This is a genomic window from Tsukamurella pseudospumae, from assembly GCF_001575205.1.
In the GTDB taxonomy this organism is placed as follows: Bacteria; Actinomycetota; Actinomycetes; order Mycobacteriales; family Mycobacteriaceae; genus Tsukamurella; species Tsukamurella pseudospumae.
Window position 1 is genome coordinate 150687 of the sequence record NZ_LSRE01000034.1, and the last position, 14702, is coordinate 165388.

15 protein-coding genes are annotated in these 14702 nt (G+C 70.2%); 7 read left to right on the forward strand and 8 right to left on the reverse strand.

Annotated features, from left to right (window positions below; all coding sequences use genetic code 11):
- Nucleotides 1-16: 16 nt before the first annotated feature.
- From AXK61_RS17140 to AXK61_RS17150, 3 genes are all read right to left on the reverse strand, one after another.
- On the reverse strand, nucleotides 17-1015 hold the full coding sequence (locus AXK61_RS17140) for a sigma-70 family RNA polymerase sigma factor (RefSeq protein WP_068746457.1): 999 nt from the start codon (nucleotides 1013-1015) through the stop codon (nucleotides 17-19).
- 112 nt (nucleotides 1016-1127) lie between these two features.
- A complete protein-coding gene (locus AXK61_RS17145) occupies nucleotides 1128-2609 on the reverse strand; it encodes a DUF7782 domain-containing protein (protein ID WP_068746458.1) in 1482 nt (493 codons plus the stop codon).
- Complete coding sequence (locus tag AXK61_RS17150) at nucleotides 2610-2945, reverse strand: DUF3099 domain-containing protein (protein ID WP_068572743.1); 336 nt, start codon at nucleotides 2943-2945, stop codon at nucleotides 2610-2612.
- 38 nt (nucleotides 2946-2983) lie between these two features.
- Between AXK61_RS17150 and AXK61_RS17155 the strand changes: the two genes are divergently transcribed.
- Nucleotides 2984-3220, forward strand: coding sequence for a DUF3039 domain-containing protein (locus AXK61_RS17155; protein WP_068572741.1), 237 nt, complete (start codon nucleotides 2984-2986; stop codon nucleotides 3218-3220).
- Nucleotide 3221: 1 nt separating this feature from the next.
- Here the strand turns inward: AXK61_RS17155 and AXK61_RS17160 are convergent, their stop codons facing one another.
- Nucleotides 3222-4418: a YihY/virulence factor BrkB family protein gene (locus AXK61_RS17160; RefSeq protein WP_068746503.1), complete on the reverse strand. Its 1197-nt coding sequence runs from the start codon at nucleotides 4416-4418 to the stop codon at nucleotides 3222-3224.
- 154 nt (nucleotides 4419-4572) lie between these two features.
- Between AXK61_RS17160 and AXK61_RS17165 the strand changes: the two genes are divergently transcribed.
- Nucleotides 4573-6264 carry a DEAD/DEAH box helicase gene (locus AXK61_RS17165; RefSeq protein ID WP_068746504.1) on the forward strand — a complete coding sequence of 564 codons (1692 nt, stop codon included), beginning with the start codon at nucleotides 4573-4575 and terminating at the stop codon, nucleotides 6262-6264.
- A 71-nt stretch (nucleotides 6265-6335) separates the two neighbouring features.
- Here AXK61_RS17165 and AXK61_RS17170 read toward each other — a convergent pair whose 3' ends face one another.
- Nucleotides 6336-6551, reverse strand: coding sequence for a DUF7455 domain-containing protein (locus AXK61_RS17170; protein WP_068572737.1), 216 nt, complete (start codon nucleotides 6549-6551; stop codon nucleotides 6336-6338).
- 143 nt (nucleotides 6552-6694) lie between these two features.
- Between AXK61_RS17170 and AXK61_RS26010 the strand changes: the two genes are divergently transcribed.
- Genes AXK61_RS26010 through AXK61_RS17180 form a run of 3 tightly spaced genes read left to right on the forward strand, consistent with a single transcriptional unit; the run spans nucleotide 6695 to nucleotide 9806 of the window.
- Nucleotides 6695-7144 (forward strand): EamA family transporter, encoded by a 450-nt coding sequence (locus tag AXK61_RS26010; protein ID WP_331710567.1) that lies wholly within the window; start codon nucleotides 6695-6697, stop codon nucleotides 7142-7144.
- Nucleotides 7141-7548: an EamA family transporter gene (locus AXK61_RS26015; RefSeq protein WP_331710568.1), complete on the forward strand. Its 408-nt coding sequence runs from the start codon at nucleotides 7141-7143 to the stop codon at nucleotides 7546-7548. The genes AXK61_RS26010 and AXK61_RS26015 overlap by 4 nt, the downstream gene beginning before the upstream one ends.
- 41 nt (nucleotides 7549-7589) lie before the next feature.
- Nucleotides 7590-9806: a M13 family metallopeptidase gene (locus AXK61_RS17180; RefSeq protein WP_231855586.1), complete on the forward strand. Its 2217-nt coding sequence runs from the start codon at nucleotides 7590-7592 to the stop codon at nucleotides 9804-9806.
- On the opposite strand, the gene AXK61_RS17185 is transcribed toward AXK61_RS17180, so the two are convergent.
- From AXK61_RS17185 to AXK61_RS17195, 3 genes are read right to left on the reverse strand one after another with little or no spacing between them, the layout of a single operon-like run.
- Nucleotides 9793-10545, reverse strand: a complete 753-nt coding sequence (locus AXK61_RS17185) for a rhomboid-like protein (RefSeq protein WP_068572735.1) — start codon at nucleotides 10543-10545, stop codon at nucleotides 9793-9795. The two genes, AXK61_RS17180 and AXK61_RS17185, sit on opposite strands and share 14 nt — an antisense overlap.
- Nucleotides 10546-10579: 34 nt before the next feature.
- Nucleotides 10580-11737, reverse strand: coding sequence for an acyl-CoA dehydrogenase family protein (locus AXK61_RS17190; protein WP_068572733.1), 1158 nt, complete (start codon nucleotides 11735-11737; stop codon nucleotides 10580-10582).
- Nucleotides 11738-11754: 17 nt separating this feature from the next.
- On the reverse strand, nucleotides 11755-12369 hold the full coding sequence (locus tag AXK61_RS17195) for a TetR family transcriptional regulator (protein ID WP_068746459.1): 615 nt from the start codon (nucleotides 12367-12369) through the stop codon (nucleotides 11755-11757).
- 159 nt (nucleotides 12370-12528) lie between these two features.
- Here AXK61_RS17195 and AXK61_RS17200 point away from each other — a divergent pair, with 159 nt between their 5' ends.
- On the forward strand, nucleotides 12529-13746 hold the full coding sequence (locus tag AXK61_RS17200) for an acetyl-CoA C-acetyltransferase (protein WP_068572728.1): 1218 nt from the start codon (nucleotides 12529-12531) through the stop codon (nucleotides 13744-13746).
- Between the two features lie 202 nt (nucleotides 13747-13948).
- Nucleotides 13949-14701 carry an SDR family oxidoreductase gene (locus tag AXK61_RS17205; RefSeq protein WP_068572726.1) on the forward strand — a complete coding sequence of 251 codons (753 nt, stop codon included), beginning with the start codon at nucleotides 13949-13951 and terminating at the stop codon, nucleotides 14699-14701.
- Nucleotide 14702: the final 1 nt, after the last annotated feature.

Genomic DNA, 14702 nt, shown 5'->3' on the forward strand with positions numbered 1-14702 from the left:
TCGAAAGGGTTGGTCCCTAGCTCGCGTACGCGCGCAGGCGGTCCGCCCGCTCGCCGTTGCGGAGCTTGCTCATGACCTCGCGCTCGATCTGGCGCACCCGCTCGCGGGAGAGGCCGAACAGCTTGCCGATCTGGTCGAGGGTGCGCGGCTGACCGTCGTCGAGGCCGTAGCGCAGGCGGATGACCTGCTGCTCCCGCTCGTCGAGCGTGGCCAGCACGGAGCGCACGTCGCTGTGCATGAGCCGCGAGATGACGGCCGACTCGGCGGAGGCGGCCTCGGCGTCCTCGATGAAGTCGCCCAGCGGCGCCTCCTCGTCGGAGCCGACGGGCATGTCGAGGCTCACCGGGTCCCGCGAGTGGTCCATCAGGTCGGCGATCTTCTCGGCCGGGATGCCCGACTCGGCGGCCAGCTCGGCGTCGGTGGCTTCGCGGCCCAGCTGCTGGTGCAGCTCACGCCGGATGCGGGCCAGCTTGTTCACCTGCTCCACGAGGTGGACGGGCAGGCGGATGGTGCGGGACTGGTCGGCCATGCCGCGCGTGATGGCCTGGCGGATCCACCAGGTGGCGTAGGTCGAGAACTTGAAGCCCTTGGCGTAGTCGAACTTCTCCATCGCGCGGATGAGCCCGAGGTTGCCCTCCTGGATCAGGTCCAGCAGCGGCATGCCGCGACCCGTGTAGCGCTTGGCCAACGACACCACCAGGCGCAGGTTCGCCTCCAGCAGGTGCTGGCGGGCGGACTGCCCGTCGCGGACGACGAACGCCAGGTCGCGCTTCTTCGACGCGGCCATCCGCTTCTTGGTGGCCAGCAGATGCTGGGCGTAGAGCCCCGCCTCGATCCGCTTGGCCAGCTCGACCTCGTCCTCCGCGGTCAGCAGAGCGGTGCGGCCGATGCCGTTCAGGTACACCCGCACCAGATCTGCGGCGGGGCTCTGGGCATCGAGATCGGCCTCGGTCAGCGGGGGCCGCACCCGATCCGCGGGGCGGGCGGTGCTAACGGTGTTGACGCGGTGTGCCATGTGGCTGCCTCCTGTTCGCCGGTACATGAGGTTCAACGGACGGCGGGCGCGCAGAGTTCCCGAGCCCGGTTCCCCTGACCTGCGGAAACACAGAGGTGTTCTGAGAAGTTGCTTAGAGGAAGGTTACGAATCCGTGCCGGTGGAGATCCGCGAGCAGGCGGCGGGCCGGTTCCGCCAGACCGTCCGCGCCGGTCGCGGCCTCGAGCAGGATCACCAGGTCCTCGGTCGTGAGCTCCCCGCGGCATCCCGCGAGCAGCCGGGCGCCGGCGTCGTCGATCTCGTGGGTCCACCGCGGGCCGGACATCCGGGTCGCCCGCACCGCCACCTCGTCCCAGCCCTCGTCGCCGTTGCGCACCGACACCCGCTCGAGCGCGATGTCGTCGCCGAGCAGCGGTCGCGCGGCGTCCAGGTCGAGGTCCCGGAGCAGGGTCGTCCGGGCGAAGTGCTCGGGCACCTCGTCGCCGAGCGGGTCGTCGAACGGATGCGAGAGCTCCTCGCAGACCACCTCGGACGGGCCGTCGATCGACCGTAGGAACACGAACCCGAAGCCGATGCCGGTCACGGCCGCGTCGGAGAGGTGCGCGAGCCACCGATCGGACTTCGCGCGGCCCTCGCCGACGCGCGGGTCGAGCCCCTCGTCCCGCAGCCATGTGCCGACGTACAGCGCGGGGTCCGCCACGTCGCGCTGCAGCACCCAGGCCGCGACGCCCTCGGGCGGGAGCCAGGACGCCACGCGCGCCTGCCAGGCCTCGTCGTCGCGGTGCACCCAGGAGGCGAGCAGCGCGGCGGTCCCGCCGTCGGCCAGGTGCGACGGTGCGCCGCGCACCACCAGCTCCGAGGCGCCGTCGAGGTCCAGCCCCGAGTCGCGGTAGGTGTGGTCGACCCGGCCCTCACCCACGACGAAGGGCGGGTTCGCGAGCAGCAGGTCGAAGGTGCGCCCTGCGACCGGGGCGAACCAGTCACCGGTCAGCACCTCGACGTCGACGCCGTTCAGCGCCGCCGACGCCGCGGCGAAACCCGCGGCCCGTTCGCTGACATCGGTGGCCGTCACGGCACCCGCGAATCGCGCGGCGGCGCATGCGTGCACGCCGCAGCCCGTCCCCAGGTCGAGGACGGTGCCCGTGCGCTCACGGGGCGTGGCCCGCAGCAGGGACTGGGAGGCGTGGCCCACGCCGAGCACGTGCTCGCGGTGCTGCGGGTGCGGCCGCATCAGCCCGTCGAGGTCGGAGACGAACCACTGCGGCCCGTCCGGCAGGTCCAGCGGCCGCAGGCTCAGCGCCGCGCGCACCCGCGTCGGATCGTCCGGGTCGGGCTCGAGCAACCCGGACGCGACCGCCTCGTCGACGGTGACCGGCGCGAGCGCATCGTCGACCTGCGGGCGGGACACGGGCGCTGCGGCGAGGAACAACCTGATCAGGACGTCGAGCGGCGCGTCGCCGGGCGCCGCGGCCTCGACGGGGCCGGGCTCGCCCCGCGAGAGGCAGCCGTACGCCGCACCCAGCCGATGGGCGACAGTGGATTCCGCGAAGTCGGCGGCGGCCAGCACGGGGCCGAGCCGCCGGCACAGTGGTACCAGGGCGGGGGAGAGGTGCACCTACTCGCCGTGTCCGGGGAGCGTCGTGATCGGGTGTCCCTGCAGCGCGAGGCGGTCCAGCTTGCGCCGGGTGAACCGGTCCGGTGCGCCCTTGCGCTTGCGGGGCCGATCGTTCGCGCGGATCACCGCGATCCACGGGATCGGGATCGATCCGGCCAGCACCGCGAGCGCGATGACCCAGTTACCGGTCGCCGAGTAGATCCAGGCGGAGATGACGAGCGCGGGGATGCGGATGGCCATGATCATGAGGTAGCGCCGCACGCGGCGCCGGTACTGATCCTCGTACGACTCCTCCGCGTCGGTGATGACGTACGTGCCGTCCTCCTGATTTCCCACCCTTCGATCGTCCCACTGCGCCTGGCAGAATGAAAGTCATGAGCACGAAGACCCTGGAGAAGCCGGACGTCGATGTCGACGCCGACACCGGCAACGACGACGACGCACCCAAGTTCTTCCACTACGTGCGGAAGAACAAGATCGCGGAGTCGGCGGTGATGGGCAATTACGTCGTGGCCCTGTGCGGCGAGACCTTCCCGGTCACGAAGTCGGCGAAGCCAGGCTCGCCCGTGTGCCCTGAATGCAAGAAGATCTACGACCGCATGAAGAAGTAGGTCAGCGGGGCCCGACCCGGGGTGCGGGCCTCGGCGCAGCGGGCCGAGGCGGCGGTGCGGGCTGCTCGGGTGCGGGTTCGGGGCGCTGCCGTCGACGGATCGGGTCGGTGGCGCGGCGCAGTCCCTCGGCCGCCGCCTTCCCGGGGTCGGGGATGCCGACCTCCTTGATCTGCTCGACCACCCAGTCGCGCAGCTGGTCGGTGCGGATCTCGCGGGCGGGCCAGCGGGTCTGGAGGGCGGCGTTGAACTCGGCGCCCACCATCACGGCGAAGCCGAGGAAGAACGTGAACAGCAGGAACGCGATCGGCGTCGCGAGCGCTCCGTAGGAGATGCCCCGTCCGGACGCGATGAACGACAGGTACACCCGCAGCCCGGTCGACGCGACGAGGAAGATCAGCGCGGCGAGGGCGGCGCCCGGCAGGTGCCGGTACCAGGGCAACGGCCGCGGCAGGGCCTGCCGGTAGAGCAGGGCCAGCCCGCCGACCAGCATCAGCACGACGAAGGGCAGGTATCCGAAGTCGATGAGCTGCCCGACGGCCGGGTGCCACGACGCGGGGATGTACTTGACGATGAAGGTCGGCCCCAGCGCCACCAGCGGCAGCGTGAACACCGCGATCACCAGGAACTCGACGTAGAGGAGCAGGGCGAACAGTCTCTGGAACACGGGATTGCGGACCGTGTGCTGGTCGTGGGCCATGTTGATCGAGTCGACGTACGAGGACAGCGCGGACGACCCGGCCCACAAGGCCAGGATGAAACCGACGGACGCGACATCGCCGCGGCCCTGTTGGAGCACACCGTCGACCATGGGACGGATGATCTCGTCGACCACGTTGGGGGTGAACACCCGGAGCCCGAAGGAGATGATCCGGTCGTGGATCACGCCGATGGTGTCCGGGCCGAACCAGTTCGCGACATAGCCGATGAGGCCCATCAGCGCCAGCAGCAGTGGCGCCAGTGAGAGGGTGGTCCAGAAGGCGGCCTGGGCGCTGTGTCCGACGATCGAATCGTCCCAGGACTTGACGACGGTGCGCCACAGCACGGCGGGCATGTCCCGCACCACGGCCCATGCGCGCAGGTGCAGCGGGGCGCGCCGGGGCCGGTCCAGGTCACGCGTGTGCGGACCCGGATCGACCGGCCCCGCGTCCTTCTCGGGACCCTGCTGCCGGCCCGGAGCCGGTCCCTCTGCGTCGTCCATCGAGGTCCAGTCTTCCGCACCGGGGCCGATCACGCCGGAACCGGGATCGGCGCGTGTTGCGAGTAGACTCCTTCAGGGTTCACGATCGACCCGCCCGCGCTCGCAACACCTGCCGGGCGGGCCTTCTCTTCGCGGTTTAGGGGTGCGTTTCTCGATGGCGGTTTCACTTCGTGTCTGGCAGCGCCGAGCGCTCACGAAGTACCTGACCGCGAAGCCGCAGGACTTCCTCGCCGTGGCGACGCCGGGTGCCGGTAAGACGACCTTCGCGCTGCGGGTGGCCTCCGAGCTGCTCGCCGACCGCACCGTCGAGCGCGTCACGGTGGTCGCGCCCACGGAGCACCTGAAGTACCAGTGGGCCGAGGCCGCCGCCCGCAGCGGCATCAACCTCGACCCGAACTTCACCAACTCGGGCGGCAGCACCTCGTCGGATTTCGACGGGGTGGTGATCACCTACGCCCAGGTCGGCATGCACCCGTACAAGCACCATGCGCGCACCACCGCCTACAAGACGCTGGTCATCCTCGACGAGATCCACCACGCGGGCGACGCCAAGAGCTGGGGCGAGGGCGTGCGCGAGGCCTTCGAGGGCGCCACGCGACGGCTCGCGCTGACGGGTACCCCGTTCCGCAGCGACGACAACCCGATCCCGTTCGTGACCTACGAGCCGGAGGCCGGCGGCGGCCAGCGCTCCAAGGCGGACCACGTCTACGGCTACTCGGACGCGCTCGCCGACGGAGTCGTGCGCCCCGTCGTCTTCCTGGCCTACTCGGGCCAGGCCAGCTGGCGCACCAGCGCCGGCGAGGAGTTCACGGCCCGCCTCGGCGAGCCGCTCAGCAAGGAGCAGACGGGGCGCGCCTGGCGGACGGCGCTCGACCCGCACGGCGACTGGATCCCCGCGGTGCTGCAGGCCGCGAACACCCGGCTCGACCAGCTCCGTCGTGCGATGCCCGACGCGGGCGGCCTCGTGATCGCCACCGACCAGTCCACCGCGCGCGACTACGCCGAGCTCCTCGAGGAGATCAGCGGCGAGAAGGTCACCGTGGTGCTCTCCGACGATCCGACGGCCTCGAAGCGGATCTCGGCCTTCTCCGAGGGCACCGACAAGTGGATGGTCGCCGTGCGCATGGTGTCGGAGGGCGTCGACGTCCCGCGGCTCGCCGTCGGCGTGTACGCGACGAGCGCGTCGACACCGCTGTTCTTCGCGCAGGCCATCGGGCGCTTCGTGCGACTGCGCGTACCCGGCGAGACGGCGAGCGTCTTCCTGCCCTCGGTGCCCGTCCTGCTCGACCTCGCCGCGAAGCTGGAGGAACAGCGCGACCACGTGCTCGGCAAGCCGCACCGGGAGTCCGACGGTCTCGAGGACGCGCTGCTCATCGACGCCATCAAGCAGAAGGACGAGCCGGGCGAGGAGGAGAAGGCGTTCATCTCGCTGCACGCCGACGCCGAGCTGGACCAGCTCATCTACGACGGATCCTCCTACGGCACCGCGACCTTCGCCGGCAGCGAGGAGGAGGCCGACTACCTGGGCCTCCCGGGCCTGCTCGACGCGGAGCAGATGCGCGCACTGCTGCAGCAGCGGCAGAAGGAACAGGTCGGCGGTCGGTCGGCGGTCGAGGACAGGCCCGCGCCGCCGCCCGAGGTCGAGGAGCGCGCCACCGCCGGCGCGCAGCTCTCGGCGCTGCGCCGTGAGCTCAATTCGCTGGTCGCGATGCACCACCACCGCACCGGCAAGCCGCACGGCGTGGTGCACAACGAGCTGCGCAGCAGGCTGGGCGGCCCGGTGACCGCGATGGCCTCGGCCGATCAGCTCCGTGAGCGCATCGCGGCACTGCGCACCTGGAAGTGACCCGGAACGACGACGGCGCCGCGCATCCGGAAGTAGGGCGGATGCGCGGCGCCGTCGGCCGGGATCGGTGACTACACGGTGAGCGGCTCGCCCACGACGGTCGCGCCCTGCGCGTCGAGCTTCGCCCGGTGCTCGGTGAAGTGGTGGCCGCAGAAGAGCAGCTCGAAGCCCGAGGGGAGAACCGCTCGGACCTGGGCGGCCGCCGCGCAGCGATCGCAGCGATCGGACGCGGTGAGGGGAGCGAAGGCGTCGCCCGCGGGGGCCTCTGAAGTGACAGTGTTCGTCATGATTCCTCCGTTCCTAGGTGAACCGTTCTTACATCTCTTTATACGTTCGAGGGTACCGATTTGTTCCACCGCATCCGGGAGGTGGGCGGCATGTTCTCGGAGGGTGAACAAAACCGATTGAGCGGGCCCTTAGGCTGGGCGACGTGACGCCGCTGATGATCCCCGCGATGTTCGTGATCGGGGCGATCAGCCAGTACGTGGGCGCATCGCTCGGCGTCGGCCTGTTCGAGACGCTCTCACCCGTCGCGGTGGCGTGGTTGCGCGGCGCGGGGGCGGGCCTGATCCTGCTGGTCGCGCTGCGACCCCGCCGCCGGGACTGGTCCGCCGCGCGGCTGCGCGTCGCCGCCCTGTTCGGCACCGTGACGGTGCTCATGAACATGGCCTTCTACGAGGCGATCGCGCACATCGACCTCGGCACCGCGGTCGCGATCGAGTTCCTCGGGCCGATCACCGTCGCGGTCGCGGGGTCGCGGCGCGCCGTCGACCTGCTCGCCGCCGCGGCGGCGCTGGTCGGGGTGGTGTGCGTGGCGGGAGTGAACATCGCGTCGGATTCGCGCTGCTCGCGGCGGCCCTGTGGGCCGGGTACATCGTGATCGGCAAGCGCGTCGCCGACGCCGGCGGCGGCATCGAGGGGCTCGGCGTGGGGCTGGCGGCCGGTGCGGTCGTGCTGGCCGTGCCCGGCCTGGCCCCCGACCTGGTGAGTCGCGCCGGATCCTTCCTGCACTGGGAGGTGTGGGTCCTGGGGCTGGGCCTCGGCCTGCTCAGCTCGGTGGTCCCGTACGTGCTGGACCAGGTGGTGCTGGGACGGGTCGGCCGAGCGCGGTTCGCGCTGCTGCTCGCGCTCCTGCCGGTCACCGCGACCGGCGTCGGCGCGGTGATGCTGGGCCAGCGCCCGGGCTGGATCGAGGCGATCGGGATCGCGCTCGTCGTGATCGCCATCGTCGTGACCTCGCGGGACGCACGTCCGCAGGCGGCCGAAACCGGATCGGGTAGTTAGTCCGTCGCACATCCTGGCGGGGGATCGGGTTAGATTCGGGTATGCGTAGCGACGATGCCACCGATCACGCCCACCCGCATCGCACGGACCGGGATCCGTTCGGCCGGCCCGGCTTCGACCGCCGGCGCTTCCTCGCCGGGTTCGGAGTGCTGGCGGGCGCCGGCGTGCTCGCCGCCTGCGGCGTCACCGCGCCGGGCGGCGGACCGTCGACCTCCGCGGCCCCGCCGCGCCCCCTGAGCGGCCCGGACCTCTCGGGCGTCGCCCCGGGCGTGCGGCCGCAGGACGACCTGTTCCGGCACGTCAACGGCGCGTGGTACGAGGGCTTCACGATCCCGGCGGACAAGGCCTCGTTCAACACCTTCACCGACCTGTCCGACCGGGCCCTCGACCAGCTCAAGACCATCATCGAGAGCATCAAGGATCCGCGCACGCGCAGCTCCGAGGCGAAGATCCGCGACGTCTACGACTCGTTCATGGACACCGCACGGATCGATGCCGCGGGCGCCGACCCGATCAAACCGGACCTCGAGGCGATCGACAAGGCGGCCGACAAGGACGCGCTGCTGGACGTGACCGGCGCGCACCAGAAGCAGGGCGTGAGCGGGCTCGTCGGCTACTACGTCGACACCGATCAGAAGGACTCCTCGAAGTACGTGCTCAACCTGGTGCAGTCCGGCATCGGGCTGCCCGACGAGGCGTACTACCGCGACGCCAAGTACGCGGAGGTGCGCGACAAGTACCGCGCCTACCTCGAGAAGGTCGCCTCGCTCGCGGGCCTGTCGGACCCGCCCGCCGTCGCCGCGCGGGTGCTCGCGTTCGAGACCTCCGTCGCGAAGGGCCACTGGGACCGGGTGCGCTCGCGCGACGCCACCAACACCTACAACCCGTACCCGTGGTCGGAACTGGGCAAGTTGGCGCCCGGCTACGACTGGAACCGCTGGCAGAAGGCCGTGGGGATCAAGGCCGACGACGCGAAGAACATCGTCGTGGCGCAGCCGAGCTTCCTCACCTCGGCGGCCAAGCTGTGGGCGGACACCGACCTGAACACCCTCAAGGACCACGCCCGGATTCAGGTGGTGCGGGCCTACGCCGCGTACCTCGCGGCGCCGATCGTGACCGCCAACTTCGAGTTCTACTCGAAGGCACTGAGCGGGGTGGAGCAGCAGCGCGATCGGTGGAAGCGCGGCGTGGCGGTGGTCGAGGGCGCCCTCGGTGAGGCGCTGGGGGAGCTGTACGTCAAGAAGCACTTCCCCGCCGACGCGAAGAAGCAGGCCGAGCAGCTGGTGAACAACCTGCGCAGCGCCTACCGCGCGAGCTTCGAGGACCTCGACTGGATGACGCCGGCCACTCGCCGGGCGGCGGCGGCGAAGCTCGAGAAGATCCGCACCAAGATCGGCTACCCGGACCAGTGGCGCGACTATTCGGATTTGAAGACGGATTCGAGGTCGATCGTCGACAACGTCCGCGCGTCCGGCGAGTTCGACAACGCCTACCAGCTCGCGAAGCTGGCCAAGCCGGTGGACAAGGGCGAGTGGCTGATGACACCGCAGACGGTCAACGCCTATTACAACCCCGGCATGAACGAGATCGTCTTCCCGGCGGCGATCCTGCAGTCGCCGTTCTTCTCCCCGGATGCGCAGTCCGCGGTCAACTACGGCGGTATCGGCGCGGTGATCGGGCACGAGATCGGTCATGCCTTCGACGATCAGGGAGCCAAGTACGACGGTGACGGCAACCTCAAGGACTGGTGGGAGCCGGCCGACCGGACCGAGTTCGAGAAGCGGACGAAGGCACTCATCGCCCAGTACGACGCGCTCGTGCCGGCGGGCCTCCCGCCGGAGAACAAGGTCAACGGCGGACTCACGGTGGGGGAGAACCTCGCCGACCTCGGCGGCCTGTCGATCGCCGTGGCCGCCTACCGGATCGCCGTCGCCAACCGCGACGCCGGGACCGAGGGGGCGGGCCGGGCGAGCATCGCACCGTCGGCGAGTGCGGGGGCGAGCGCGGCACCGTCGGGCGGCGCGACACCGGCGTCCGGCCCGGACCTGACGCCCCTGTTCCTGAGCTGGGGACGGATCTGGCGCAACAAGGCCCGGCAGGCCGCGGCGATTCAGTCGCTGGCCACGGATCCACACGCGCCCAACGAGTTCCGGGCGAACCAGGTGGTCAAGAATGTCGGATCCTTCGCCGACACCTTCGGCGTGAAGGCCGGCGACGGCGAATGGCTCGACCCGAAGGACCGCGTCAGGGTGTGGTGACCCGGAACCGCCAGGTCCAGTTCGCGGCGCGGCGGCGGATCGACGGGACCCGGGTGACGGGGTAGAGGAGGTAGCCCAGAAGGACGGCGCGCTGGTGCCCGAGGGTGGAGTACAGGCCGAACATCGGCATGCTCAGAGCGACCAGGATCGGTAGAGTGATCATCGCGCCGATCCGCCGGCGCCACGAGGTGATCCGGTAGACCATCAGCCCGGCGAGGCACAGGCTGCCGTAGCTCACACCCACGTCGATCATGCCCTGCACGTCGAGGTCGTCGGTGATGATCCCGTGCGCGAGAAGCCGGTTCGCGGACAGCACCGAGATCAGCGAGGCGGTCGCGCTGCCGGCGAAGTAGACGGCGGGCATCCCCACGTGGCCCAGCCACCGCTCGGCGGGGCCGAGCACCAGCACGGTCATCAGCGTGACGAACGGGATGTCGACGGGGTCGATCCACAGCGCGGACGTGACCAGGGACTGCAGCGGGTGGGAGCCGAACTGGTCGAGATTGGTGCTGTGGGCCGCGAGGACCTGCTCGCCGAGGCTCCGCGGCAGCCCGAGCAGCATCACGGTGTTGGCCATCACGACCAGCCACATCAGGGCGGCGACGGGGCTCGCCCGCACCCACGCGCGCGCGTACCGGGCGGTACCGAGCATGCGCTCGGAGCCCGGCCCGGCACGCCGCACGTTCCACACCGCGGCCCCGAAGAGCACGACCGCGACCAGGCCGATCAGCAGGTCCATGCGCTCAGTCAAGCACCGCCGTGCAGGGCGGTCGTTACAGCCCCATGTCCTTGGCGATGATCGTCTTCATCACCTCGGAGGTGCCGCCGTAGATGCGGTTGACGCGGTTGTCGGCGTAGAGGCGGGCGATCGGGTACTCGTTCATGTAGCCGTAGCCGCCGTGCAGCTGCAGGCAGCGGTCGATGATGTCGGACGCGGCCTCCGTGCAGAACAGCTTGAGCGAGGCGGCGTCGGCGGCGGTGAGCTTGCCGGCGTCGTGCAGCTCGATGCCGCGGTCCACGCTGGACTCCATCGCGTCGAGCTTCGCCTTGCATGCCGCGAGCTCGAACTTGGTGTTCTGGAACGAGGCCACCGGCTTACCGAAGATGTTGCGCTGCTGCGTGTAGTCCTGGGCGAAGGCGATCGCGGCCTTGGCCTGGGCGTACGCGCCGTTGGCGATCGACAGGCGCTCCTGGGGCAGGTTCTGTCCGAGGTAGCCGAAGCCCTTGTTCTCCTCGCCGAGCAGGTCCTCCACGGGCACCTCGACGTCGGTGAACGACAGCTCCGCCGTGTCCGAGACCTTCAGGCCCAGCTTGTCGAGCTTGCGGCCGACCTCGTAGCCGGGGAGCGTGGTGTCGACCACGAACAGGGAGATGCCGTAGCGGCGGTCCTCCGCGGTGGCGGGGGAGGTGCGCGCGCACACGATCACGCGGTCGGCGTTGACGCCGCCGGTGATGAAGGTCTTGGAACCGTTGAGCACGTAGTGCGTGCCGTCCTCGGAGAGCTTGGCGGTGCTCTTCATGCCGGCCAGGTCCGAGCCGGTGCCCGGCTCCGTCATGGCGATGGCGAACATGTTGGTGCCCTCGACGAAGCCGGGCAGCCAACGCTCCTTCTGTTCCTGGGTGCAGTACTTCATCAGGTAGGGCAGGCACAGGTTCACGTGCACGCCGCTGCCGCCGAAGGAGACGCCCGCCCGGGCGCACTCCTCGGCGATGATCGCCTCGTACTTGAAGGTGTGCTCGCCGGCGCCGCCGAACTCCTCGGGCACCTCGATGCCGAACACGCCCAGTTCGCCGAGCTTGCGGTAGAACTCCTTCGGCACGATCCCGTTCGCGTACCACTCGTCGTAGTGGGGAACGACCTCCGCCTCGATGAACGAGCGCAGCGTGTCGCGGAACGCCTCGTGGTCCTCGGTGTAGATGGTGCGCAGCATGGTGTTCTCCTTCGGTTCTACTGCTGTGTGTCCAGTGTGGTCGCACCGACGGTGCGCAGGGCCAGGTCGGCGTAGAAGTCGCCGATCCGCTCCGGGGTGATCTCGCCGCCGTCATGGTACCAGCGGCCGATGTCGATGCCGCTGGACAGGACGGCGATCGTCGCCATTCGCGGATCGGGGGTGTCGAACGAGCCGTCGGCCACGCCGGCGTCGACGATCGCGCGCATGCGCCGGGTGATCTCGCGGCGCAGAGCGCCGATCTCGGCGCGGTGCTCCTCGGTGAGGGCGTCGAGCTCGTAGTTGACCACCCGCACGCTGGTGTGCGCCGTCGCGTGGTGGCTGGCGAACGCGCGGACGGCGCGGGCCAGCCGGTCGGCGGGGGTGTCCGCGGCGTCGTCGACGGCGTCGATCGCGTCGATGATCCGCTGGTGGCCCACCTTCGAGAGTTGGTGCAGCAGCTGCTCTTTGGACTTGTAGTGCACGTACACCGCGGCGGGGCTCATGCCGGCCGCAGCGGCGATGTCGCGGGTGGTGGTGCCGTGGAATCCACGTTCGGCGAAGGCGGCTGCGGCGGCTGCCAGGAGGCGGGCGCGGGTGGCGTCCGCGCGGGACGGTGCGTCGGGTTCGGTCATCGTCTTCCCTTCCGGGTGTGCCACCGCGCGGCGGTCTGCCTATTGTGAACGGGACCACAGCGACGGGCGGATTGACGCTCGCGACGCAGTGGTGCAGAGTGGATGGTACACCGCTAAGCGAGCGCTTAGTTACTTATGGTTCGAACTCGGAGGTCTCACATGCCCGAAGCCGTCATCGTCTCCACCGCGCGGTCGCCCATCGGCCGCGCCGCGAAGGGCTCCCTGAAGGACGTTCGACCGGACGACCTGTCCGTCCAGATGGTGCGTGCCGCGCTGGCCAAGGTTCCGGAGCTGGACCCGCGCGACATCGACGACCTGATGTTCGGCTGCGGCCAGCCGGCGGGCGAGTCGGGCTTCAACATCGCCCGCGTGGTCGCCGTCGAGGCCGGGCTCGATCACCTGCCCGGCGTCACCGTCAACCGGTACTGCAGCTCGAGCCTGCAGACCACCCGGATGGCCTTCCACGCCATCAAGGCCGGCGAGGGTGACGTGTTCCTCTCGGGCGGCGTCGAGACCGTGAGCCGCTACATCAAGGGCAACGCCGACGGCCTGCCGGACACCAAGAACGCCCTGTTCGCGGACGCCGAGGCGCGTACCGCGACCTTTGCGGCGGGTGGCCAGACCTGGGTCGACCCGCGTGAGAACGGCCTCCTGCCCGATGTCTACATCGCCATGGGCCAGACCGCGGAGAACGTCGCGCAGTTCAAGAACGTCAGCCGGCAGGATCAGGACGAGTGGGGCGTGCGCAGCCAGAACCGCGCCGAGGCCGCCATCGCCTCGGGCTTCTGGGCCAAGGACATCACCCCGGTCACCCTCGCCGACGGCACCGTCGTCAGCAAGGACGACGGTCCGCGTGCGGGCGTCACCTACGAGGGCATCGCGGGGCTCAAGCCGGTCTTCCGCCCGGACGGCACCGTCACGGCCGGCAACTGCTGCCCGCTCAACGACGGGGCCGCCGCGGTCGTGATCATGTCGGACACCAAGGCCAAGGCGCTCGGCCTCACGCCGCTCGCGCGCATCGTCTCCACCGGCGTCACGGGCCTCTCGCCCGAGATCATGGGGCTGGGCCCCGTCGAGGCGTCGAAGCAGGCGCTGCAGCGCGCGGGCCTGTCCATCGGCGACATCGACCTCATGGAGGTCAACGAGGCCTTCGCGGCACAGGTGATCCCGTCGGTCCGCGACCTCGGCATCGACGCCGACAAGGTGAACGTCAACGGCGGCGCCATCGCGATCGGCCACCCGTTCGGCATGACGGGCGCGCGGATCACCAGCACACTCATCAACTCGCTGCAGTGGCACGATAAGCAGTTCGGCCTCGAGACGATGTGCGTCGGCGGCGGCCAGGGCATGGCGATGATCATCGAACGGCTCAGCTGATCCACTGCTGAACCGCCCCGGAGCGGCCCGCGCCTTCGCGCGGGCCGCTCCGTCGTTTCCGGGGGCCTGCGGCGAGCGTGTTCAGTACTGTGTGAGAAGAGTCACAGGGCTGCGTGCTCCGGAGGGGTCGTCTCCGCGCGAGGTGTGTCCTAAGCTACAAAATAAGCGAGCGCTTAGTCAGTTTGAACGGAAGGTGTGCAGCATGACCCGATTCGCCGGGAAGACCGCGATCGTCACGGGAGCCAGCCGGGGCATCGGCCTGGCCATCGCCCAGCGGCTGGTGGCCGACGGTGCGAAGGTCGTCATCACGGCCCGCAAGCAGGAGGCGCTCGACGCCGCCGTCGCGGAACTGGGCGGACCCGAGGTCGCGGTGGCCGTGGCGGGCTCGGGCGACGACGCGGAGCACCAGGACCAGGCGATCGCCACCGCGATCGAGACCTTCGGCAGCGCCGACTTCTTCGTCAACAACACCGGCATCAACCCGGTGTACGGCCCGCTGATGGACCTGGACACCGACGCGGCGCGCAAGATCTTCGAGGTCAATGTGCTCTCCACCCTGTCCTGGACCAAGAAGGTCCACGCCGCCTGGCAGAAGGAGCACGGCGGTGCGATCGTCAACGTCGGCTCGGTCGCCGGACTGCGCCCCGCGCCCGGCATCGCCTTCTACGGCGTCACCAAGGCCGCCGTTATCCACCTCACCGAGGAGCTCGCCGTCGAGCTCGGCCCGAACATCCGCGTCAACGCGGTCGCGCCGGCCGTCGTGAAGACCCGCTTCGCCACCGCGCTCTACGAGGGTCGCGAGGAGCAGGTCTCCGCGGCCTACCCGCTCAAGCGGCTCGGCGTCCCGGACGACATCGGCTCGGTCGTCGCGTTCCTGCTGTCCGACGATGCGGCCTGGATGACCGGCCAGACGCTCACCGTCGACGGCGGCGTCCTGCTCACCGGCGGGGTCTAGC

What these genes read in the sequence shown, in the direction of transcription:
- AXK61_RS17140 (WP_068746457.1), bottom strand. Translation starts at nt 1,015, where the DNA reads ATGGCACACCGCGTCAACACCGTTAGCACCGCCCGCCCCGCGGATCGG.
- AXK61_RS17155 (WP_068572741.1), top strand. Translation starts at nt 2,984, where the DNA reads ATGAGCACGAAGACCCTGGAGAAGCCGGACGTCGATGTCGACGCCGAC.
- AXK61_RS17160 (WP_068746503.1), bottom strand. Translation starts at nt 4,418, where the DNA reads ATGGACGACGCAGAGGGACCGGCTCCGGGCCGGCAGCAGGGTCCCGAG.
- AXK61_RS17165 (WP_068746504.1), top strand. Translation starts at nt 4,573, where the DNA reads ATGGCGGTTTCACTTCGTGTCTGGCAGCGCCGAGCGCTCACGAAGTAC.
- AXK61_RS17170 (WP_068572737.1), bottom strand. Translation starts at nt 6,551, where the DNA reads ATGACGAACACTGTCACTTCAGAGGCCCCCGCGGGCGACGCCTTCGCT.
- AXK61_RS17180 (WP_231855586.1), top strand. Translation starts at nt 7,590, where the DNA reads ATGCGTAGCGACGATGCCACCGATCACGCCCACCCGCATCGCACGGAC.
- AXK61_RS17185 (WP_068572735.1), bottom strand. Translation starts at nt 10,545, where the DNA reads ATGGACCTGCTGATCGGCCTGGTCGCGGTCGTGCTCTTCGGGGCCGCG.
- AXK61_RS17190 (WP_068572733.1), bottom strand. Translation starts at nt 11,737, where the DNA reads ATGCTGCGCACCATCTACACCGAGGACCACGAGGCGTTCCGCGACACG.
- AXK61_RS17195 (WP_068746459.1), bottom strand. Translation starts at nt 12,369, where the DNA reads ATGACCGAACCCGACGCACCGTCCCGCGCGGACGCCACCCGCGCCCGC.
- AXK61_RS17200 (WP_068572728.1), top strand. Translation starts at nt 12,529, where the DNA reads ATGCCCGAAGCCGTCATCGTCTCCACCGCGCGGTCGCCCATCGGCCGC.
- AXK61_RS17205 (WP_068572726.1), top strand. Translation starts at nt 13,949, where the DNA reads ATGACCCGATTCGCCGGGAAGACCGCGATCGTCACGGGAGCCAGCCGG.